Genomic DNA, 20,968 nt, shown 5'->3' with positions numbered 1-20,968 from the left:
AGCACCAGGGAGGATAACGTTGCTTCAGCAACGGCCCGCAGGGCGAGGCGCAGCCGAGTAATCCTCCCGGATGCACCATCATCTTCTCCGAGATAGCAGCAAAACTGTTGTTTCATGGTCTGCGAGATAATCACCAGTACTTTTCCCCCGTAGAATCATTTCCACCAACACTCAGAATCCTCTTCATTCGCTGTCAGCGACAAAATCAATCAATTACGATAAAATAACGTCTGGTCATTCGGCTTGTGAGAAGACGATGTACGAACGTTATGCGGGTTTGATTTTTGATATGGATGGCACCATCCTGGATACCGAGCCAACGCACCGTAAGGCGTGGCATGAGGTATTGGGGCATTATGGGTTGCGTTTTGATGAACAAGCCATGGTCGCCCTCAATGGCTCCCCAACGTGGCGTATTGCCCAGTCGGTAATTGAATTGAATCATGCCGATCTTGATCCCCATGCCTTAGCGCGTGAGAAAACCGACAAGGTGAGAAGCATGTTGCTGGACAGCGTCCAGCCTCTGCCGTTGGTTGACGTCGTGAAAGCCTGGCATGGGCGTCGGCCTATGGCGGTAGGAACGGGGAGTGAGAGCGCGATTGCAGAAGCGCTGCTCGCTCACCTTGGACTGCGTCGCTATTTTGATGCTGTCGTCGCAGCCGATCACGTACAACGCCACAAACCTGCTCCTGATACGTTTTTGCTCTGTGCTGAACGCATGGGTGTTGAACCGGCGCGTTGCGTCGTGTTTGAAGATGCCGATTTTGGACTTCAGGCGGCGCGTGCCGCAGGAATGGACGCCGTGGATGTCCGGTTATTGTGAGTGATGGACTGTCGCTCCTGTCACTGTTTGCCAGCAGTTTTCTCAGCGCCACGCTATTACCCGGCAATTCTGAAGTTGTTTTAGTTGCTTTGCTGGTCTCCGGGGTAAGTCATCCCTGGGTCTTAGTCTTAACAGCAACAATGGGTAATAGCCTTGGAGGGTTAACTAACGTTATCCTTGGGCGTTTCTTTCCATTGCGTAAAACATCGCGCTGGCAAGAAAAAGCCACTGGCTGGCTGCGGCGCTATGGCGCTGTCACACTATTATTAAGCTGGATGCCGGTTATAGGTGATTTATTGTGCCTGTTAGCTGGATGGATGCGCATCTCGTGGGGTCCAGTTCTCTTTTTCTTATGCCTTGGCAAGGCGCTGCGCTATGTTGTTGTCGCGGCGGTTACGACGCAAGGCATTATGTGGTGGCACTAATTGTGTTGTGAGATAGCCTTCAGGGTAACCAATACCATTATGCTAATTAAAACGATTTTGACAGGCGGGAGGTCAATTTGATCCCGGACGTATCACAGGCGCTGGCCTGGCTGGAAAACCATCCTCAGGCGTTAAAGGGGATTCAACGTGGGCTGGAGCGCGAAACGCTGCGTGTTAATGCAGACGGGTCATTAGCAACAACAGGCCATCCTGAGGTGTTAGGCTCAGCGCTAACGCATAAATGGATAACGACTGACTTTGCCGAAGCGCTGCTGGAATTTATCACTCCGCCAGGCGATGACATTGAGAAAATGCTCACGTTCATGCGCGACCTGCATCGGTATACCGCCAGAAACCTGGGCGACGAGCGTATGTGGCCGTTGAGCATGCCTTGCTATATTGCCGAAGGCCAGGATATCGAACTGGCGCAGTACGGCACGTCTAATACTGGTCGTCTGAAGACGCTGTACCGTGAAGGCCTTAAAAACCGTTACGGCGCATTGATGCAGACTATCTCCGGCGTACACTACAATTTCTCCCTGCCAATGGCCTTCTGGCAGGCGAAGTGCGGCGTAACCGAAGGCGAAGATGCTAAAGAGAAGATCTCTGCGGGCTACTTCCGTCTGATTCGCAACTACTACCGTTTTGGTTGGGTGATCCCGTATCTGTTTGGCGCCTCTCCGGCCATTTGTTCCTCCTTCCTGCAAGGAAAACCGACAACCCTTCCGTTTGAAAAAACTGACTGCGGGATGTACTACCTGCCGTACGCAACATCGTTGCGTCTGAGTGATTTGGGCTATACCAATAAGTCGCAAAGTAATCTCGGAATTACGTTTAACGATTTGCATGAGTATGTGGCAGGATTAAAGCGCGCGATTAAAACGCCTTCCGAGGAGTATGCAGCGATCGGTCTGGAGAAGGAGGGTAAGCGCCTGCAAATCAACAGCAACGTTCTTCAGATTGAAAATGAGCTGTATGCGCCTATCCGCCCGAAACGTGTTACTCGTCGTGGTGAAACACCATCTGATGCGCTTCTGCGTGGCGGCATTGAATACATCGAAGTACGCTCGCTGGATATTAATCCGTTCTCACCGATCGGCGTTGACGAGCAGCAGGTGCGCTTCCTCGATCTGTTTATGGTCTGGTGTGCTCTTGCTGATGCCCCGGAAATGAGCAGTGATGAATTGCTGTGTGCGCGTAAAAACTGGAATCGTGTGATTCTCGAAGGTCGTAAGCCAGGGCTGACGTTAGGTATTGGCTGTGAAGCCGCCCAGTTCCCGCTGCCTAAAGTGGGTAAAGATCTGTTCCGTGATCTGAAACGTGTGGCACAAACGCTGGACAGCATCGATGGGGGAGAGGAGTATCAGAAGATCTGTGATCAACTGGTGGCCTGTTTTGACAATCCTGAACTGACTTTCTCTGCCCGGATCCTGCGGTCTATGATTGATGAAGGCATTGGCGGTACGGGCAAAGCGCTGGGTGAGGCTTACCGAAATCTGCTGCGTGAAGAGCCATTAGAAATATTGCAGGAAGCTGAATTTATTGCTGAAACCGAGGCTTCAAAGCGTCGTCAGCAGGAGATAGAAGCGGCTGATACTGAGCCGTTTAGCGTGTGGCTGGAAAAGCACGCTTGATACAAAAGAAAAAGGCCACTCGGGAGTGGCCAAAATTTCATCTCTGAAAACAGGGATGATGATAACAAATGCGCGTCTTTCATATACTCAGACTCGCCCCGGAACAAAGAGTTCAGATTATTTTAAAAAAATTTATCGGAGGTGGCTAAATGCCGTTGTTAGATAGTTTTACTGTCGATCACACCCGGATGGAAGCTCCCGCAGTCCGGGTTGCAAAAACGATGAATACCCCGCATGGCGACGCAATCACCGTGTTTGATCTACGTTTCTGCATTCCGAACAAAGAAGTGATGCCTGAGAAAGGTATCCATACGCTGGAGCACCTGTTTGCAGGTTTTATGCGTAACCACCTCAACGGTAACGGCGTTGAAATTATCGATATCTCTCCGATGGGATGCCGTACCGGCTTTTACATGAGCCTGATTGGTACGCCGGACGAGCAGCGTGTTGCCGATGCATGGAAAGCGGCGATGGCGGACGTGCTGAAAGTGCAGGATCAGAATCAGATCCCGGAACTGAACGTTTACCAGTGCGGTACGTATCAGATGCACTCTCTTAGCGAAGCACAGGATATCGCGCGTCATATTCTGGAGCATGGTGTGCGCGTGAACAGCAATGAAGAGCTGGCGTTGCCGAAAGAGAAACTGCAGGAATTGCATATTTAGTCTTATTAATTAGCTGTTCTTGTATTGAAATCAACCCCGGCTTATCACCGGGGTTTTTTATTTCGCTATATAATCCAGAGCTATTATATTTACGACGGGAATATAATCTCGTCCAATTAATTCATAACCTGCTAAATAATAAAATGTGATCTGGCAGGCAGAAAATAATGGATAATTAACGATGCCATCTCACACCGATCACATAAATAAAAAAACATAAATAATTAATAGAAAAACATAATGGAATACGCCAGGTATCCAGGTAATAAAAAGACTCTTTTCATTGCTGGTGGATGGGGTTTTTATCAAATCTTATCTGGTATACATTAAACTTTAGGGATAAAAAATGAAGGTGAAATATTTAGCGCTTGTGGTCGGCGCTTGCTTTTCGCATAACCTTTGGGCAGCAAATACCACTATTGAACAGCGTCTTGCCGAGCTGGAGCAGCGCGTGATTAAGGCCGAACAGCGAGCCGCAGATGCTGAATCGCAAATTCGCTCGCTGAAGCAGCAGCAAGTAGCCGCAGCGCCGACGGTGCAAGTACAGTCTGCTGAACCCACCGCCTCTACGGAAAATCCACCCAAGTTAACGCTATCCGGTTTTAGCGATATTAAGTTCTATGGCGACGTTGAGTTTAACATGGATGCGGCAAGCCGCTCTGGTAGTCTGACATCAACCCGAACCTCGGCAAATAAAGATTGGGCACCTGGAACGAATGAACGTTGGGATATCAACGGGCGTCTGCTATTGGGGTTTGATGGCTACCAACGACTGAATAACGGTAATTTTGCCGGATTCTCGGTTCAGCCCCTGGCAGACCTGACCGGAAAAATGAACCTCGATGATGCGGTGTTCTTTTTTGGTCAGGAAAAAGACTGGAAAATTAAGGTGGGACGTTTTGAAGCGTACGATATGTTCCCGCTGAATCAGGATACGTTTATTGAATATTCAGGTAATACGGCGAATGACCTTTACAGCGATGGCTATGGCTATATTTATATGATGAAAGAGGGGCGTGGACGTAGCGACAGCGGCGGTAATTTCCTGATCAGTAAAACCATCGATAACTGGTATTTTGAAGTGAATACATTGATGGAAAATGGCAGTACGCTCTATACCGAGAAGCAGTACCACGGAATGGACTTAACCAATGATAAAAACGTGGCTTACGTGCGCCCGGTGATCGCCTGGCAAAACGGGCGTTTCTCTACGGCGGTGGCGATGGAAAGTAACGTCGTCAATAATGCCTACGGCTATTATGAGAACGGGAAGTGGATCGATCAGTCCGATCGTACGGGGTATGGTTTTACCATGACCTGGGACGGACAAAAAACCGATCCGGAAGATGGCGCGGTGATTAACCTGAATACTGCTTATATGGACGCGACCGATGAGACCGATTTTACCGCTGGGGTGAACGCGTTGTGGCATCGATTCGAACTGGGCTATATCTATGCGCATAACAATATTGATGCTTTCAATGCCGCTAACCTGGGGGCCGTTTGCGAGGAAGACTGCTGGATCACCGATCCGGGCAGCTATGACATTCACACCATTCATGCCTCATACTTATTCCCTAACGTAATGAATATGAAAAACTTTAATATCTATCTCGGTGCTTATGCCTCATGGGTTGAGGCCGATCCGAACAGTGGCGACAATAGTGAAGATGCACGTTACGGCGGACGCCTGAGATTCAAATATTATTTCTGATGCTGGCCACAATAAAAAAGGGATCCGCAGATCCCTTTTTTTCAGATAGTTAGTGCGCGCCACCGCCGCCGCCGCCCGCGCCGAAGGGGGGTTTAGCGAACCACACCAGACCAAGCAGAACCAGGAAGATCCCCGCCGACATCCAGAAGATTTCGTTGGCTGAAATAATCAGACCCTGATTAGTGATTTGCTGGGCTATCCATCCTGACGCTTGCTGGTGCGTCATCCCTAAATCCTGCAGCTTGTCGTACATTGCCTGAGCATTTGGGTTGTAGGGATTAACGGATTCCGTTAGCTGCGCATGATGCAGCGACTCACGGTTAGTCCACATCGTTGTTGTAATCGATGTACCAATAGAGCCGGCCAGCGTTCGCGTAAAGTTAGACAAGCTCGATGCAGCCGCCAAACGCTCAGGCGGTAAGCCGGACAGCGTGATGGTCGTCAGTGGCATAAAGAAGCAGGCTACCGCGAAACCCTGAATAAACTGCGGCCAGGCCGATGCGCCAAAGTCCATACCCGGTTCGAACGTCCACGCGCGCCAGTAGAAACAGACGGCGTACATAATAAAACTGAATGTCACCAACCGACGCATATCCAGCTTGTGCGCAAAGCGGCCGATAATTGGCGACAGGATCACCGGAATGATCCCTACCGGCGCGGACGCCAGACCGGCCCAGGTTGCCGTATAGCCGTAAACCTCCTGCAATAGCTGCGGCAGCAGGACGATGGCGCCGAAGTAGAGCATATAGGCCAGGCTGATACACAGACAGCCGATGGTAAAGTTGCGCGACTTAAACAGCGAGAGATCGACAATGGGGTGCTCGTCGGTAAGCTCCCAGACGATCAGGAAGCTGATAGCCACCACGGCGACCACCGTCAGGAGAATAATCTCCTGAGAGGCAAACCAGTCCAGCTCTTTGCCACGGTCGAGCATAATCTGCAAACTACCGATACCAATGACCAGCAGTGCCAGACCAATGGCGTCGATGCGCCGCTGCTCGGTTTTTGTTTCCCGACCACGCAGTGTTTGCAGGGTCATCAACACCACTACAGCACCGATTGGCACGTTGATGAAAAATATCCAGCCCCAGTGATAGTTGTCGCTGATGTAACCCCCAAGAATAGGGCCACATATTGGGGCAACGATCACCGTCATCGACCACAGCGCCAGGGCGATGGAACGTTTGGCGGGAGGATAGTTATTCAGTAACAGGCTTTGTGACAGCGGAATCAATGGACCAGCGACAATCCCTTGGATCACGCGGAAGAAAATCAGCATGTTCAGGCTGGTGGACATCCCACATGCCCATGATGCAATGACGAAGGCAGTCGTTGACCATATGAATAGTCTTACTTCACCAAAGCGCTTTGCCAGCCAGCCGGTGATCGGAATTGAGATAGCGTTTGCCACCCCAAATGAGGTGATCACCCAGGTTCCCTGGCTCAGTGAAGAGCCGAGGTTCCCGGCGATAGTGGGGATCGCCACGTTAGCAATGGTGGAGTCCAGCACCTGCATGAATGTCGCCAGGGATAGCGCGATCGTCATAATGACGAGCTGCGCGCCTTCCAGCGGTTTTTGCTGTTGCATCACACGCACCTTTGAATTAGCCCGCGTTGGTCCGCACGATCTCTTCGATCATCTTATTGACCGGAGCAAGGTTGATTTCACGTGCATTACTTTCTGATACCGGCGTGGTGCGGACCTGGCTTGCCAGAATTTGTCCGTCACGATTGGAAGTATCCACCGTAACCAGCGTAGACAAACCGATCCGCAGTGGATGCTGTGCCAACTGCTGCTCATCCAGTTCGATACGTACCGGCAGACGCTGGACGACTTTGATCCAGTTACCGGTCGCGTTTTGGGCCGGCAGCAGTGAAAAGGCGCTGCCCGTCCCCATATCGAGGCCGACAACTTTACCGGTATATTTCACGTCATCGCCATAAATATCGGTGACAACCGTCGCGGGTTGACCAATACGAATATGGGCGAGCTGTGTTTCTTTAAAGTTGGCATCCACCCACAGGTTAGTGGCCGGGACAACCGCCATTAATGGCGTTGTTGGGCTAATCTGTGCCCCTGGCTGTACGGCACGGCGGGATACATAGCCGGTCATAGGGCTGACGATTCTGGTACGTTCCAGCGCCAGCCAGGCATCGCGCACTTCGGTGGCGGCCTGTTGTACGGCGGGTTGATCTTCCAGCTTGCTACCGAGAATCATTGCCTGGTTAGCATTATACTGCTGGATAGCGACATCAAGCTGAGCCTGAGCGCTGGCAACGGCATCACGTGCATGTTGCAGCTCTTCGCGGCCAATCAGGTTGGCGTTGCCCAGCGGGACACGACGATTAAAGTCGCTTTGTGCCTGCGCCAGCGCGGTTCTCTGCACCTCAATGCTGGCCTGTAACTGCTTGCTGTTAATCATCAACTGGTGCGTCTGACGCACGCTAGAAGCCAGCGCAGTTTTGGCTTTTTCAAATGCCTGTTTGGCATCAGTCTGGTCGAGGGTGACCAGCACATCGCCTTCTTTAACAAAATCAGTGTTATCAGCCCAGACTTTTGTCACGCTGCCTGATACCTGCGCCATGATTTGAACCTGATTCCCTGCCACGTACGCATCGTCTGTATCTTCGTAATGACGCAGTACTAAAAACCAATAAATCCCATATGCCACGGCAATGATAATAAAGAGCAAGGTCAAAAGGAGAAGCATACTTTTACGTTTGCCATTCTTCTTGACCGGTTGCTGCGGGGTTTGAGTCTCCGCATTTGCGCTCATGTTGTTCTCCACGATCTTCTTTTTATCACATCGGCTGAGCCGACCTGTTTATCAGACAGGCCAGCAGTATGCGTGCTGGCCTGTCGGTTTTTTCATTTATAAATCTGGATTTCTGAGCGAGTCGACGCCTTAGCGCAGCGCTTCTAACACCGCGCCATCCTGCTCCATCTGATCAAGACGGGTCAGAAGTTTACGGGTAATTTGCTCAAGCTGATCTTTTTCGGTGGTGCTAAGAGATGACCAGAGCTGGTGCAGGCAGTTATGCTGAGGCGGTAACACCTCCTGCAAAAATGCATGGCCTTTCTCGGTCAATTGCAGATGCAGACAGCGGCGATCGTTATCGCTTTCACGACGTTCGATCCAGCCACGTTTTTCTAACTCATCCGCGATGCGGGTGGCGTTAGTACGTGACGATCCAAGCGCGCAACTCAGTTCAGAAGGCTGAATACTGTGGTTTTCCTGAGACTCCAGCGTAATTAACGCCATAAACAATGTCTCGTTAATCCCTTGAGCTTTCAGCATCTTATTGCGGTTTTCCAGCAGCTTGCCTTGCATGTGCATGCAGAGACGGGTCAGAAGCACTTCCTGATAAGGGAACTCTTCGTAGCGGCTGGCGCGAAATTTTAGCATTTGTTCAATGGGCGTAAACGAACTATCCATTTGGGTATAACCTCATTAATTTCAGCCGATATAGTAACGACAGTGACAAATAAAGTAAATGTATTATTTATTTAAAATGATTTTTTTTATCTATAATCCAACCAGCATTTTCCAGGCTAATCCATAGCCCAGAGCACTCAGTAACGTTGGAATGATGATGCTGCGGGTCTTATAGAAGCTTGCGCCCAGTATGACAAACCCCACCAGTGTAGGCACAAACCGACGAGTGTCGTGCATCACTTCCGGTGCGGTAGACACCACCAGCAGGGCGCAAATTGATGCAATGCCAATGGTGTCGAGTAATATCCCCATCGCGCCACGCTTCGCCGGGCGAACATTCCCCACGCCAAGACGAAGCGGCAAATAGCGGAAACAGTAGTTAACACAGCCGACCAGCAGGCCAAGCAGCAGAACCTCATAGCTCATCAGGACCTCCTTGCCAAAATGACTGGATGAGTGCGGTCAGACATCCGCAGACAATGCCTGAAAGGATAGCTGCTGGAATGGAAAACAGCGTAACGCCAGCTAACGCCCCGGCCAGTGCAGCAGTTACGCAGAGCGCCTGTTGACGCTGGAAAGAGGCGAGCAGGAAGCTCATGAACAGTGCCGGGAGCATGAAGCCTAACGCCGCCTCAACCGCCGGGTAATCCTTGAGTAAACCGCTGCCGGAAAACGCGCCGATCACCGTACCAAACACCCAGGAGGCCCAGGAGCATAGCGCAATACCGATCATCCAGTTTTCACTCCAGCGCCGGTTATCCCGTACCAGCTTCGCCGTTGCGGCAGCAAAGACTTCATCGGTGAGGCCAAAAGCCCATAGTGCGCTTTTGGGCTTGCTCAGTCGCTGGGCGATGCGGCTGCGCAGGGAAGGGCCATACAAAATATGACGGACGTCCATCGCCATAACAGTAAGGGCCGCGACCCACAGTGAACTGCCTGCGGCGAGCATCGTGGTGATGACAAACTGGCTGGCTCCAGCATAGATAATGCAGGAGAAAAAGACGCTTTCAACGGGACTAAAGCCAAGACGAGTGGCACTAAGACCAAAAGCAAAAGCGACTGGAATATAGCTGATGACTATCGGCAGGCTATCTTTGAAACCTTCAGTTAGCGTTGCAGAACTGGGTTCAGGTTGGGGAACAGGGCTTTCCATAGGGCTATAGGCTTCATTACCGAAATTAATATAACTTGGTTCAATGAGTTATAACCTTAGCAGACTGATGGGCTCCTTAACACCCTGCGGAGCCCAATCAACGGTAAACATGCGCTATACGCTTAATTTACGGCTTCCTGGCGGTGAAAACCTCGCCACCAGACTAACAGGTTGAGTATGGCAACGGTCATACCTGCCAGACAAACGCCAGCCCACCCGGCGTGCTGCCAGGCAGAAGCTGAAATCAGCGAACCGGCCGCCCCGCCGATAAAATAGCTGGTCATGTATCCGGCGGTCAGGCGATTACGTGCGTCTGGGTGAATGCGATAGATAACCGTCTGGTTGGTGATATGTACACCCTGAACGGTGAGATCCAGTACCAGGATGCCGATAATCAGCATGGGTACGGAACTATGCCCCAACCAGATGGCCCACCAGGAGAGCAGCAGTAATAACAAACCTGCAGTGGTGGTGAGATGCGATTTTCCCTTATCGGCAAAACCACCCGCCGGACGCGCACCTAACGCTCCGGCAGCGCCAGCCAGGCCAAACAGTCCGATGGTGCCTTCGGAATAGTTAAACGGCGGTGCAGCGAGCAAAAACGCCATTGAGGTCCAGAGAATACTGAAATTAGCAAAGGTCAGGCAGCCCAGCATCGCGCGGGTACGCAGCAATTTATCATGGGTAAACAGACTGAATACGGAGCCTAACAGCTGTGGATAGTTAAGATGAGTCTCTGATTTCATCTTTGGCAGGCCGCGCCAGAGCGCAATCGCCATCAGCGCCATTAATACCGATGCGACCCAAAATACGGTACGCCAGCCGCCAAGATTAGCCAGTAATCCCGCTACGGTGCGCGCCAGCAGAATGCCCAACAGCAGGCCGCTCATAATTGTGCCGACAACCTTACCGCGCTTGTCCGGCGTCGCAAGCGTTGCCGCCAGCGGAACCAAAATTTGTGCCACGACGGAGAACAACCCGGTCAGAGCGGTGCCGAGGATCAGCATGGCCAACGACTGGCTGCTGGCGGTAATCAGCATGCCGCCTGCCGCTAACAGTGTCATAGAAACGATCAGCATTCGACGCTCAAACATATCGCCAAGCGGTACTAAAAACAGCAGGCCGGCGGCATAGCCAAGTTGGGCTGCGGTGACGATAAACCCTGCAGTACTGGCAGATAGCGAAAAGTTACGCGCAATGGTGTCGAGCAGCGGCTGTGCATAATAGTTACTGGCGACGGCAAGGCCGGTGGCGATAGACATTAACAGGATTAGCGAAGGGCTAAGTCCCTGAGTGGTTTTCGTCATGGTTTTCAACTGAATAATGGATTGCAGAAAACAATCATAACGGAAGTGATTAAATGTTGCTGATTTGTTGGGTGATGGATTGTGCGGTTTAGAGGAGATAGAGGGAAGCAGGCCGGATATGCCTTAGCGTATCCGGCACTCAGGCGATGTTATTTCTGCGCAGCCAGCGCTTCATTCACCCAGCCGTCGAACTGTTGCTGGTGGGCTTTGATCCAGCCGTCAACGTGACCCTGTACGTCAGCTTCCGAGGCTTTCCCATCATGCATCATCGCGTTCTGCGCGTTAATATCTGCCAGCGGCAGCTTCATGATAGCGAACAGTTTCGCGGCGGCCGGGTTTTTCTCCGCCCAGGCTTTATTGGCGACGATATGCATCGTGTTCACCGGGAAGCCGTAGTTGGCACCGTTTGGCAGTTTGGTATCAATGCCTTTCTGTTCGCCTGGCAGGGAAGAGAACGGCACCTGCAGCCAGACCACATCTTTACCCGGTTTCATCACGTCGCTTACCCAGTACGGTGTCCAGGTGTAGTAAAGAATGGGTTTGCCTTCTTTAAAACGCGTAATGGTGTCGGCCATCATCGCCGCATAGTTCCCGTGGCTGACCTCGACGGTTTTTTCCAGATCGAAGGCTTTGTTCTGGTGGTTAATAACCGCTTCACAGCCCCAGCCCGGTGAGCAGCCCATCATGTCTGCTTTTCCATCGCCGTTGGTGTCAAAGATTTTGGCGATCTTCGGATCTTTTAACTGGGCGATGTTGGTGATTTTGTACTGCTCAGCGGTTTTTTTATCGATCAGGTAACCCTGTGCTGCCCCCGTAACGAATACCCCCTCGCGATAAAACTTTTTATCTCCGCCCGCCGCGGCGTACATATCATCATGCAGCGGCTGCCAGTTCACAGCGGTAAACGTTGCATCGCCAGAGGCAATGGAGGTATAGCCGACGTTGTAGTCAACTTCGCTGGTTTTGTTAACGGTATAACCCAGCTTCTCCAGCGCGCGGGCGACCAGCTGCGTCTGGAAAGATTCTTCAGAGATAGTGCTCTGGATTGGCTGTACGGTGATGCCTTTGCCCGGCAGGTCAGAAGCGAAAGCGCTGGTGGAGACAAGGGTGGCAAACGCTGTGGCAATAATGATTTTCTGTCGCATCGTTGTTCCTTATTGCACTTCATCCTTCAAGCCGCCTCTTTGTTGGCTGCACTCATGCACCCCAGTCATGTACTAGTTGTACGCTCCCGGGGATACATTCGTTTGCCGCCGCGATGCAACTTGAACGATTTTGCGCAAGTTAATGAATTGTAGGCCCGGTAAGCCATGCGCTACCGGGCAACGGGTGAATTACTTCGTGAAAGGGCGAGTGATAAGCCCAACGGGACCTGTGGTGTACCAGCGGCGGTTGCCACGGCTACGCGAGTCGCGACCGACGGCCTGCGTCAGGCGGTCGAGAATGATGGCGAGGATCACAATCCCAACTCCGCCAACGGTGGCAAGCCCCATATCCAGACGACCGATGCCGCGCAGAACCATCTGACCCAGTCCGCCGACGGCAATCATCGAGGCGATGACGACCATTGAGAGCGCCAGCATCAGCGTCTGGTTAACCCCGGCCATAATGGTGGGCATTGCCAGCGGGAGCTGCACTTTAAACAGCATCTGGCGCGGGCTGGCACCAAACGAGCGTGAGGCTTCAATCAGATCGGCTGGCACCTGGTTAATCCCCAGAATGGTCAGACGCACAATTGGCGGCAGGGCGAAGATAATCGTCACCACCACGCCCGGGACGTTACCAATACCGAACAGCATGACAATCGGCACCAGATAGACGAACGCAGGTGTGGTTTGCATCGCATCCAGCAGCGGGCGAACAATTTTTGCCGCCCGAGGGCTACGTGCTAACCAGATCCCCATCGGCAGACCGATCACCACGCAGAACAGCAACGCGGTCAACACCAGCGCCAGGGTTATCATGGCCTGCGACCACGCGCCGATGGCACCGATTGCAATCAATGAAATCAGCGTAGCAACGCCCATTCCAACGCCGGAAATCTGCCAGGCAATCAAGGCGAACAGGATAATCGCCACCGGGGCTGGCATACCTAACAGCAGCTGTTGAAAGCCGTTGAGAATGTAATCCACCGGGACGCGAATACCCTGGAAGACCGGACGGAAATGAGTAACAACCCAGTCGATCCCCTCAGTGACCCAGCTATCGAGCGGGATCAGCGTTTTATGGAACGGATCCATAATATTGAAATGCTCTGGCGCCGGCGCGGGGGCGCTGGTCAGCCAGTCCGCGCCACTGCCGTCAGCGGGCGCACCGGATGGCGTACTCCAGGCATCTGCAGTTTGTGCGGCGCTGTCAGTCGCTGGTGTGGTATCCCACGGATTAGTTTGATCAGCCATTGTTTACCCCCTCACGATCTAAAGCCTGTAACAGCATGCGTTTTGAAATGACGCCCACATACTGCTGTTCCTCATCAACAACCGGCACCGCGCACGGGGCCTGGCCGACATGAGAAAGCAACTCGCTGAGAGGAGTTTGTGCATCGACGGCTAGCGGCTCATCGATCAATGCCGCTTCAATACCTTGCGCCTGACTTAACGCTGTTTTTAATGAGTCGATAGAGACAACACCGACGAATTTGTTGCCTCGCTCGATCACATAACCATATTCGCGATCTTTGTCCTGCAATAATTGCAGCGCAGAACGTGGGCCCACCCCAGGCGTTTTTCGAATTAAACCCTCGGGGCTACGGCGTGATATATCTTTCGCACTGAAGACCTGGCTAATATCAACGCCACGGAAGAAGGTGCGGACATAATCATTGGCCGGATTATTCAGAATTTCATCTGGCGTACCGACCTGCACCACTTCACCGTTTTGCATAATGGCAATTCTGTCGCCAATACGCATGGCTTCGTCGAGGTCGTGCGAAATAAAGACCACGGTACGTTGATGCTTCGACTGCAGTTTTACCAGTTCATCCTGCATCTCTGTACGAATTAAGGGATCGAGTGCTGAGAAAGCCTCATCCATTAATAAGATGTCAGGATTAATGGCTAACGCACGGGCAAGTCCCACACGCTGGCGCATCCCTCCGGAGAGTTCATCCGGGTATCCGTGAGCGTAATTCTCCAGACCAACCTGACGTAGCGCATCTAAGGCTTTTTCACGACGTTCATCGGCGCCAACACCGGCTAATTCCATACCGAATGCCGTATTGTCCAGAACCGTCATGTGCGGCATCAGGGCAAAGGACTGGAAGACCATCGCAATCTTTTTTCTGCGCACCTCGCGAAGCTCGGCATCGGATATCCGGGCGATGTCTACACCGTCAATCAATACCTGTCCGCGGGTGGGTTCAATCAGGCGATTGAGAAGGCGTACCATTGTGGATTTACCCGAACCAGATAATCCCATGATGACAAATATCTCGCCTTCTTCAATGGCCAGACTGGCGTTCTTAACGCCAAGCGATAGCCCTGTTTTATCCAGAATCTGCTCTTTTGAAAGTCCTTTTTCAATATATTTGAAGGCTCTCTGCGGATGCTCTCCAAATATCTTATAGAGATTTTTAACTTCTAATTTAATTGCCATGCAATAGAATGATTCCTGTTATTTGTTTATATCGATATATTACCTGATGGAAATAGTGACCTTTTTCTACCCTAACATACTGAGAATCTGAGACAACCCTGAATTTGGCTGTGGCACGAATATTGCCGAAGGCCAGGTGGCGGGATTTCCCATGATATAAGGGCTGAACGCGAATGTGAGTTGCTTGATATTTTTTGTAAATGGCAAGGGAAAAACGCCTGAATTGATGAAATGCAGGCGAATAATGCGGCTGGTATTGAGTGTAGATCACACAATTATATTTGCGCGATAAAAGTGTGATCCTGTTAAAATATTTCCGCGAAAATTGTACGGAATTTCCCGCGAAAATGAGTCCTAGAAATTCCAGTCGTCGTCTTCAGTTTCGACCGCTTTTCCCATCACGTAAGATGAGCCAGAACCCGAGAAGAAATCGTGGTTTTCGTCAGCGTTAGGCGATAGTGCGGCAAGGATTGCCGGGTTGACCTCCGCCATTTCTGGCGGGAATAATGCCTCATATCCCAAATTCATTAATGCCTTATTGGCGTTGTAACAAAGGAAGGCTTTGACGTCATCTACCCAACCGGTCTTTGCATACAATTCTTCCGTATAGCGCGCTTCGTTATCATACAATTCCATCAACAGGTCGAAGGCAAAATTCTTTAACTCCTCACGTGCGGATTCGGAAATATGTTCCAGACCTTTTTGAAATTTATAACCAATGTAATACCCATGAACGGCTTCATCACGAATGATCAGACGAATAAGATCGGCAGTATTGGTCAATTTGCCGCGGCTGGAAAAATACATCGGCAACCAGAAACCGGAATAGAACAGGAAAGATTCCAGAAACACGCTGGCAATTTTCTTCTTCAGCGGTTCGTCGCTGGCGTAATGTGCCAAAACGATCTGTGCTTTGCGCTGGAGTGGGGGACTTTCTTCACTCCAGGCGTAAGCCGCATCCACATCTTTGGTCTGGCACAGGGTGGAAAAAATAGAGCTGTAGGAACGGGCGTGCACCGCTTCCATAAAACTGATATTCGACAGCACCGCCTCTTCATGCGGTGTTAATGAATCTGCCATTAATGCTGGCGCGCCGGCAATATTCTGAATGGTGTCGAGCAGCGTCAGCCCGGTAAAAACGCGGATCGTCAGTTGCTGTTCAGCAGCGTTCAACGTTTGCCAGGCCGGGATATCATTGGAAAGCGGAACTTTTTCCGGTAGCCAGAAGTTACTGGTCAGGCGATTCCAGACTTCGAGATCTTTATTATCCTCAATCTTGTTCCAGTTGATGGCGCTAACGCGGGATAATGTCATTTTGTTCTCCTTACAGCGCGCATGACACGCAGCCTTCTATTTCGGTCCCTTCCAGCGCCAACTGACGTAGTCGGATGTAGTACAGCGATTTGATGCCCTTACGCCAGGCGTAAATCTGCGCTTTGTTGATATCGCGCGTAGTGGCGGTATCGGGGAAAAAGAGCGTCAGTGAAAGCCCCTGATCGACATGGCGCGTTGCCTCAGCGTATGTATCGATGATTTTTTGCGGACCAATCTCCCAGGCATCCTGATACAAGGCCAGATTTTCATTGGTCATGAACGGGGCAGGGTAGTAAACGCGCCCGGTTTTGCCCTCTTTACGAATCTCCACTTTCGACACAATCGGATGAATGCTTGACGTGGCATGGTTGATGTAGGAGATAGAACCAGTGGGCGGAACCGCCTGTAAATTCTGGTTATAAATACCGTAGCGCATCACATCTTCACGCAGTTGCGCCCACATCTCGCGCGTCGGTAGCGTAATGCCGCTGGCGGCAAACAGTGTGCGGACCTTGTCGGTTTTTGGCTGCCAGTCGCCCTGCAGATACTGGCTAAAATACTCGCCGCTGGCGTAGCGGGACTGCTGGAATCCGGCAAAGGTTTTACCGCGCTCGCGGGCGAGCTTCATCGATGTATTCAATGCATGCCAGGTGATGGTGTAGAAATAGAGATTGGTGAAATCCAGTCCTTCCGGCGAACCATAGGCAATCCCTTCCCGCGCCAGATACCCGTGCAGGTTCATCTGCCCAAGGCCAATCGCGTGCGACGCGCTGTTTCCTGCTTCAATCGAGGGTACGCTGCGAATATGGCTCATGTCCGAAACGGCGGTTAAGCCGCGAACAGCTGTCTCCACGGTGCGGCCAAAGTCGGGTGAATCCATGGTATGGGCAATGTTCAACGAGCCGAGATTGCAGGAGATATCATGCCCTGTATGCGCGTAATTGAGGTTTTCATCGTAGGTGGAGGCGCTGTTAACCTGCAAAATCTCTGAGCACAGATTGCTCATATTGATCCGACCGGCAATTGGATTGGCACGATTCACCGTGTCTTCAAACATGATGTATGGGTAGCCTGACTCGAACTGGATCTCTGCCAGCCGCTGGAAGAAATCGCGGGCGTTAATGTATTTTTTGCGTACGCGTTCGTCGGCGACCAGTTCGTCATACCGTTCACTCACGGCGATATCACCGAACGGTTTGCCGTAAATGCGTTCCACGTCATACGGTGAAAACAGCGCCATCCGGGCATTTTCTTTCGCCAACCGGAAGGTGATGTCGGGGATTACCACGCCAAGCGAGAGCGTTTTGATACGGATTTTTTCGTCGGCGTTTTCACGTTTAGTATCTAGAAAACGCAAAATATCCGGATGGTGCGCGTGCAGGTACACCGCGCCCGCGCCCTGACGCGCACCGAGCTGATTTGCATAAGAAAACGCATCTTCCAGCATTTTCATGACCGGGATCACCCCGGAGGACTGGTTCTCAATGCGTTTAATGGGCGCACCCGCCTCGCGCAGGTTAGAGAGCAAAAAAGCCACGCCGCCGCCGCGTTTGGAGAGCTGCAGCGCCGAGTTGACCGCGCGTCCGATTGACTCCATGTTGTCTTCAATACGTAACAGGAAACAGGAGACCAGCTCGCCGCGTTGCTGTTTACCGCAGTTTAAAAAGGTTGGCGTGGCGGGCTGAAAGCGCCCGGAGAGCATTTCATCGGTCAGTTGCGTCGCAAGCGCTTCATCGCCCTGCGCCAGAGTGAGCGCCACCATCGTCACCCGATCCTCAAAGTCTTCCAGATAGCGCTTACCGTCGAACGTTTTCAGCGTATAGCTGGTGTAGAACTTCCATGCGCCGAGGAATGTCTGAAAACGGAATCCACTGGCGTGGGCGTGGTCAAATAGCTTCAGCACAAACGCGCGATTGTAGCGGCTTAACACGCTGGCATCGTAGTAGCCTTCATCCACCAACGTTTCGAGACGCGCCTGCTGGCTGGCAAACGCCACCGAATTGGGGCGGACGTGGGCGGCAAAGAAAGCCTCCACCGCCTGATGGTCTTTGTCGAACTGAATGCGCCCGGCTTTATCGTACAGATTCAGCATGGCGTTCAGGGCGTGATAATCCAGCGTCTGCTGCATTACACGTTCTGCGGTTGTCGTTGCCAAAATTCGCTCACTCCTTTTCGAACGTTGTTGATATCGCTTTGGGTGCCCATTAGCTCAAAACGATAAAGCCACGGCACGCCGCATTTTTGTGAAATGACATCACCCGCGCGACCGTAGGCATCACCGAAATTGCGGTTGCCGGAGGCGATCACGCCACGGATTAACGCCCGGTTGTGCGTATCGTTTAAAAAGCGGATCACCTGTCTCGGAACAGCGCCAGCCGTGCCGCCACCACCATAGGACGGCACGATTAAAATGTAAGGTTCGTCTACCCGGATCCGCTCGCGTTCATTAAGCGGGATGCGAATGGCAGGCATCCCCAGACGCTGCATAAAGCGGTGCGTATTTTCGGAGCTGCTGGAAAAGTAGACGAGTTGACTCATGCGCTGACCACTTGAGGTTCAGGACGCAGACGGTTGATCATATCCGGGCGAAATCCTGACCAACTGGTTTCCCCTGCGACCACGACCGGTAGCTGGCGAAAGCCTTGAGCGCGCAAGCTATCAGCCTGGTCGGGCTGTAAATCGACGTTCACCATCTCAAAGTCGAGGCCACGGCTTTCCATCGCTTTCTTGGTGGCGTGGCACTGAACACAGTTATTGCGAGTGTAAATAACAATGAGCATGATTCGTATTTCCATTAAAGGGTGAAAGAATGACGCTACAGACAGCGTCAGGTTGTGTGCATCTTGATACAGATGATACTGGATGTAGTTTTAAAAATATTCAACCATACAATATATGGGAATTTTAAGTTGATTAGGGCATGAGTGAGGAGTGTGGCGGGGAAGAAGATTGTTGCCGGACAGAGCTATCCGGCAACCGATAAATCACATGCGCATTCCCACAGCCAGGCGGTTAAAGCAGTTCATCAGGCTAATGGCAAACGTCAGGTCGCTAATTTCTTTCGCGCTAAAATGGTCGAGCAGCGGCAGATAAACATCGTCTCCGGCATGGGTGCTGGCGATATCGGTGACGGATTCGGCCCACGCCAGCGCCGCACGTTCCTGCTCGCTGAAGTGGTGACTCACCCGCCAGCCTGCCAGCGCGTCCAGTTTAGCCTGCGCAACGCCTGCTTTGCGCAGCGCTTTACTGTGCATTTCCAGACAAAAGGCGCAGCCGTTGATTTGCGAGACCCGCAGGTAAATCAGTTCCGTCAGCGTAGGTTCCAGCGCGCAGTTCTCCAGCGCTTTGCTTGCCTGAACCAGAGCGTTATAGATTTCAGGACTGAGTTCATAATAGGGCTGGCGTAACATGGTCATGGTATTTCTCCTCGTTTGGATAACCCGCAATGTAGCACTATAATGGACTGCTACAGAGAGCCATATTGTTGCAAAAAAAGCAGACCATAAATGCCGCGCTATCAACAAATCGCCCGCCAGTTAAAAAATGCCATTGAGACAGGTGAACTCAAACCAGGCACAAGATTGCCCTCCAGCCGGACGTGGTCCCAGGAACTGGGGGTTTCGCGTTCGACGGTGGAACATGCCTATGCCGAGCTGGTGGCTCAGGGCTGGCTCGCGCGGCGAGGACAGGCAGGAACATTTGTCAGTGAGCAATTGCGCCTGGAAAAGGCACCTGCGTCTCCCGCGATCTTCGCCGGAGAAAACCCCAGACCGCAAGCTTTTCAGATGGGATTACCCGCACTCGATCTCTTCCCACGTGACGTCTGGGCGCGAGTGATGGGTCGGCGTTTACGCACCCAAACGCGTTTTGATCTCGCGGTGGGCGATGTTTGCGGCGAACGCGCGTTACGTCAGGCGATTGTGGATTACCTGCGCGTTTCACGCAGCATTGAGTGCCAGCCGGAGCAGATTTTTATTACGTCAGGCTATGCGGCATCAGTAACGTTAATTCTGCGCGCTCTGTCTCAACCTGGTGAGGGAATGTGGGTCGAAGATCCCGGCTTTCCGCTGATTCGGCCCGTGGTGGCTCAGGAACAGATTGAGCTGATGCCGGTGGCGGTGGATAGCGATGGTCTGGATGTCTGCGCTGGGATCCGCGACTTTCCACAGGCGCGTTTTGTCATGCTCACACCCGCACACCAAAGCCCGCTGGGTGTGGCCCTGTCATTAGACCGTCGCCATCGGTTGCTGGAGTGGGCGGCTCGCGAACAGGCGTGGATTATTGAAGATGATTACGACAGTGAATTTCGCTACCACGGTAAGCCGTTGCCGCCACTTAAAAGTCTGGATGCGCCCCAGCGAGTGATTTATGCCGGCACGTTCAGTAAATCGATGTTTCCGGCGTTGCGCACGGCATGGTTGGTGGTCCCTCTGACTCAGGTCGAACGTTTTCGTCAGCAGGCGGCGCTAACGGCCTGTAGCGTTCCGGTTTTATGGCAGCAAACGCTGGCGGATTTTATGCAAGATGGTCATTTCTGGCGGCACTTAAAACGCATGCGCCAGCATTATGCCGAGCGGCGTCAGTGGATGGAGAACGCCCTGACTGAACAAGGATTCAGCGTCATTCCTCAGGAAGGGGGGATCCAACTGGTGATGACCGTAGAGGGAGATGATGTTGCGTTAGTGCGCAAAGCGAATCAGGCCGGGCTTGCGGTTCAGGCGTTGAGCCGTTGGCGAATAACTTCGGCTGGAAAGGGGGGGATCTTGCTGTCGTTTACCAACATCAGCTCGGTTGTAATGGCGCAACAGGCGGCAAATCAACTGCGGCTGGCACTGACATAATCTGTAGGGTTCTTACGATATTCGTCCCACCCTGGTCACTCGTTTATGGACTTTTCTGAAA

Annotated in this window: 20 protein-coding genes and 1 other RNA gene; 7 read left to right on the top strand and 14 right to left on the bottom strand. The window is 52.0% G+C overall.

From position 1 onward, the window contains the following. The 6 genes from OGX99_RS00795 to OGX99_RS00770 all read left to right on the top strand — a co-directional run. Window positions 1-78: non-coding RNA, RtT sRNA (locus OGX99_RS00795), on the top strand; the annotation flags it as partial. 178 nt (window positions 79-256) lie between these two features. Further along, window positions 257-823: a fructose-1-phosphate/6-phosphogluconate phosphatase gene (gene yqaB / locus OGX99_RS00790; RefSeq protein WP_151218185.1), complete on the top strand. Its 567-nt coding sequence runs from the start codon at window positions 257-259 to the stop codon at window positions 821-823. Then, complete coding sequence (locus OGX99_RS00785; protein WP_151218184.1) at window positions 820-1,248, top strand: YqaA family protein; 429 nt, start codon at window positions 820-822, stop codon at window positions 1,246-1,248. The genes yqaB and OGX99_RS00785 overlap by 4 nt, the downstream gene beginning before the upstream one ends. Before the next feature lie 77 nt (window positions 1,249-1,325). Next, on the top strand, window positions 1,326-2,882 hold the full coding sequence (gshA, locus tag OGX99_RS00780; protein ID WP_286542308.1) for a glutamate--cysteine ligase: 1,557 nt from the start codon (window positions 1,326-1,328) through the stop codon (window positions 2,880-2,882). 149 nt (window positions 2,883-3,031) lie between these two features. Then, window positions 3,032-3,547 (top strand): S-ribosylhomocysteine lyase, encoded by a 516-nt coding sequence (luxS, locus tag OGX99_RS00775; protein WP_151218182.1) that lies wholly within the window; start codon window positions 3,032-3,034, stop codon window positions 3,545-3,547. A gap of 346 nt (window positions 3,548-3,893) precedes the next feature. Continuing rightward, entirely contained in the window at window positions 3,894-5,261 is a 1,368-nt protein-coding gene (locus OGX99_RS00770; protein WP_151218181.1) for a carbohydrate porin, read from the top strand. A 49-nt stretch (window positions 5,262-5,310) separates the two neighbouring features. On the opposite strand, the gene emrB is transcribed toward OGX99_RS00770, so the two are convergent. From emrB to OGX99_RS00700, 14 genes are all read right to left on the bottom strand, one after another. Beyond that, complete coding sequence (gene emrB, locus OGX99_RS00765; protein WP_151218180.1) at window positions 5,311-6,849, bottom strand: multidrug efflux MFS transporter permease subunit EmrB; 1,539 nt, start codon at window positions 6,847-6,849, stop codon at window positions 5,311-5,313. Window positions 6,850-6,865: 16 nt separating this feature from the next. Then, a complete protein-coding gene (emrA, locus tag OGX99_RS00760) occupies window positions 6,866-8,038 on the bottom strand; it encodes a multidrug efflux MFS transporter periplasmic adaptor subunit EmrA (protein WP_286542303.1) in 1,173 nt (390 codons plus the stop codon). 129 nt (window positions 8,039-8,167) lie between these two features. Then, window positions 8,168-8,698: a multidrug efflux transporter EmrAB transcriptional repressor EmrR gene (emrR, locus tag OGX99_RS00755; RefSeq protein ID WP_003037300.1), complete on the bottom strand. Its 531-nt coding sequence runs from the start codon at window positions 8,696-8,698 to the stop codon at window positions 8,168-8,170. A 90-nt stretch (window positions 8,699-8,788) separates the two neighbouring features. Next, the gene (ygaH, locus tag OGX99_RS00750; protein WP_151218178.1) at window positions 8,789-9,124 is read right to left on the bottom strand and encodes an L-valine transporter subunit YgaH; all 336 of its coding nucleotides are present in this window, start codon (window positions 9,122-9,124) and stop codon (window positions 8,789-8,791) included. Beyond that, window positions 9,114-9,851: an AzlC family ABC transporter permease gene (locus tag OGX99_RS00745; protein ID WP_151218177.1), complete on the bottom strand. Its 738-nt coding sequence runs from the start codon at window positions 9,849-9,851 to the stop codon at window positions 9,114-9,116. The genes ygaH and OGX99_RS00745 overlap by 11 nt, the downstream gene beginning before the upstream one ends. Window positions 9,852-9,973: 122 nt before the next feature. Beyond that, window positions 9,974-11,158: an MFS transporter gene (locus OGX99_RS00740; protein ID WP_187253094.1), complete on the bottom strand. Its 1,185-nt coding sequence runs from the start codon at window positions 11,156-11,158 to the stop codon at window positions 9,974-9,976. A gap of 149 nt (window positions 11,159-11,307) precedes the next feature. Further along, window positions 11,308-12,303 (bottom strand): glycine betaine/L-proline ABC transporter substrate-binding protein ProX, encoded by a 996-nt coding sequence (proX, locus tag OGX99_RS00735; protein ID WP_151218175.1) that lies wholly within the window; start codon window positions 12,301-12,303, stop codon window positions 11,308-11,310. Window positions 12,304-12,492: 189 nt separating this feature from the next. Next, the gene (gene proW / locus OGX99_RS00730; RefSeq protein WP_278238482.1) at window positions 12,493-13,557 is read right to left on the bottom strand and encodes a glycine betaine/L-proline ABC transporter permease ProW; all 1,065 of its coding nucleotides are present in this window, start codon (window positions 13,555-13,557) and stop codon (window positions 12,493-12,495) included. After that, a complete protein-coding gene (proV, locus tag OGX99_RS00725; protein ID WP_151218173.1) occupies window positions 13,550-14,752 on the bottom strand; it encodes a glycine betaine/L-proline ABC transporter ATP-binding protein ProV in 1,203 nt (400 codons plus the stop codon). Before proV ends, proW begins: the two co-directional genes overlap by 8 nt. Window positions 14,753-15,106: 354 nt before the next feature. Beyond that, on the bottom strand, window positions 15,107-16,066 hold the full coding sequence (gene nrdF, locus OGX99_RS00720; protein WP_151218172.1) for a class 1b ribonucleoside-diphosphate reductase subunit beta: 960 nt from the start codon (window positions 16,064-16,066) through the stop codon (window positions 15,107-15,109). A 10-nt stretch (window positions 16,067-16,076) separates the two neighbouring features. Next, entirely contained in the window at window positions 16,077-18,221 is a 2,145-nt protein-coding gene (gene nrdE, locus OGX99_RS00715; RefSeq protein ID WP_187258896.1) for a class 1b ribonucleoside-diphosphate reductase subunit alpha, read from the bottom strand. Continuing rightward, window positions 18,194-18,604, bottom strand: a complete 411-nt coding sequence (gene nrdI / locus OGX99_RS00710; protein ID WP_210905299.1) for a class Ib ribonucleoside-diphosphate reductase assembly flavoprotein NrdI — start codon at window positions 18,602-18,604, stop codon at window positions 18,194-18,196. Before nrdI ends, nrdE begins: the two co-directional genes overlap by 28 nt. Continuing rightward, window positions 18,601-18,846, bottom strand: coding sequence for a glutaredoxin-like protein NrdH (nrdH, locus tag OGX99_RS00705; protein ID WP_151218170.1), 246 nt, complete (start codon window positions 18,844-18,846; stop codon window positions 18,601-18,603). Before nrdH ends, nrdI begins: the two co-directional genes overlap by 4 nt. Before the next feature lie 204 nt (window positions 18,847-19,050). Further along, window positions 19,051-19,482, bottom strand: a complete 432-nt coding sequence (locus OGX99_RS00700; RefSeq protein ID WP_151218169.1) for a carboxymuconolactone decarboxylase family protein — start codon at window positions 19,480-19,482, stop codon at window positions 19,051-19,053. Window positions 19,483-19,572: 90 nt separating this feature from the next. On the opposite strand from OGX99_RS00700, the gene pdxR reads away from it, so the two are divergent. Then, complete coding sequence (pdxR, locus tag OGX99_RS00695; RefSeq protein WP_151224232.1) at window positions 19,573-20,907, top strand: MocR-like pyridoxine biosynthesis transcription factor PdxR; 1,335 nt, start codon at window positions 19,573-19,575, stop codon at window positions 20,905-20,907. The last annotated feature ends 61 nt before the right edge of the window (window positions 20,908-20,968 follow it).

Origin of the sequence: Citrobacter sp. Cu096 (assembly GCF_030332285.1) — a bacterium.
In the GTDB taxonomy this organism is placed as follows: domain Bacteria; phylum Pseudomonadota; class Gammaproteobacteria; order Enterobacterales; family Enterobacteriaceae; genus Citrobacter; species Citrobacter meridianamericanus.
This window is presented reverse-complemented; position numbering and strand designations above follow the sequence as displayed.

Excerpts from the sequence above, each read along its gene's own strand:
- emrR (WP_003037300.1), bottom strand. The coding sequence starts at position 8,698 with ATGGATAGTTCGTTTACGCCCATTGAACAAATGCTAAAATTTCGCGCC.
- luxS (WP_151218182.1), top strand. The coding sequence starts at position 3,032 with ATGCCGTTGTTAGATAGTTTTACTGTCGATCACACCCGGATGGAAGCT.
- emrA (WP_286542303.1), bottom strand. The coding sequence starts at position 8,038 with ATGAGCGCAAATGCGGAGACTCAAACCCCGCAGCAACCGGTCAAGAAG.
- nrdI (WP_210905299.1), bottom strand. The coding sequence starts at position 18,604 with ATGAGTCAACTCGTCTACTTTTCCAGCAGCTCCGAAAATACGCACCGC.
- OGX99_RS00740 (WP_187253094.1), bottom strand. The coding sequence starts at position 11,158 with ATGACGAAAACCACTCAGGGACTTAGCCCTTCGCTAATCCTGTTAATG.
- proW (WP_278238482.1), bottom strand. The coding sequence starts at position 13,557 with ATGGCTGATCAAACTAATCCGTGGGATACCACACCAGCGACTGACAGC.
- proV (WP_151218173.1), bottom strand. The coding sequence starts at position 14,752 with ATGGCAATTAAATTAGAAGTTAAAAATCTCTATAAGATATTTGGAGAG.
- OGX99_RS00700 (WP_151218169.1), bottom strand. The coding sequence starts at position 19,482 with ATGACCATGTTACGCCAGCCCTATTATGAACTCAGTCCTGAAATCTAT.
- OGX99_RS00745 (WP_151218177.1), bottom strand. The coding sequence starts at position 9,851 with ATGGAAAGCCCTGTTCCCCAACCTGAACCCAGTTCTGCAACGCTAACT.
- proX (WP_151218175.1), bottom strand. The coding sequence starts at position 12,303 with ATGCGACAGAAAATCATTATTGCCACAGCGTTTGCCACCCTTGTCTCC.
- OGX99_RS00770 (WP_151218181.1), top strand. The coding sequence starts at position 3,894 with ATGAAGGTGAAATATTTAGCGCTTGTGGTCGGCGCTTGCTTTTCGCAT.
- nrdF (WP_151218172.1), bottom strand. The coding sequence starts at position 16,066 with ATGACATTATCCCGCGTTAGCGCCATCAACTGGAACAAGATTGAGGAT.
- pdxR (WP_151224232.1), top strand. The coding sequence starts at position 19,573 with ATGCCGCGCTATCAACAAATCGCCCGCCAGTTAAAAAATGCCATTGAG.
- emrB (WP_151218180.1), bottom strand. The coding sequence starts at position 6,849 with ATGCAACAGCAAAAACCGCTGGAAGGCGCGCAGCTCGTCATTATGACG.
- nrdH (WP_151218170.1), bottom strand. The coding sequence starts at position 18,846 with ATGCTCATTGTTATTTACACTCGCAATAACTGTGTTCAGTGCCACGCC.
- ygaH (WP_151218178.1), bottom strand. The coding sequence starts at position 9,124 with ATGAGCTATGAGGTTCTGCTGCTTGGCCTGCTGGTCGGCTGTGTTAAC.
- yqaB (WP_151218185.1), top strand. The coding sequence starts at position 257 with ATGTACGAACGTTATGCGGGTTTGATTTTTGATATGGATGGCACCATC.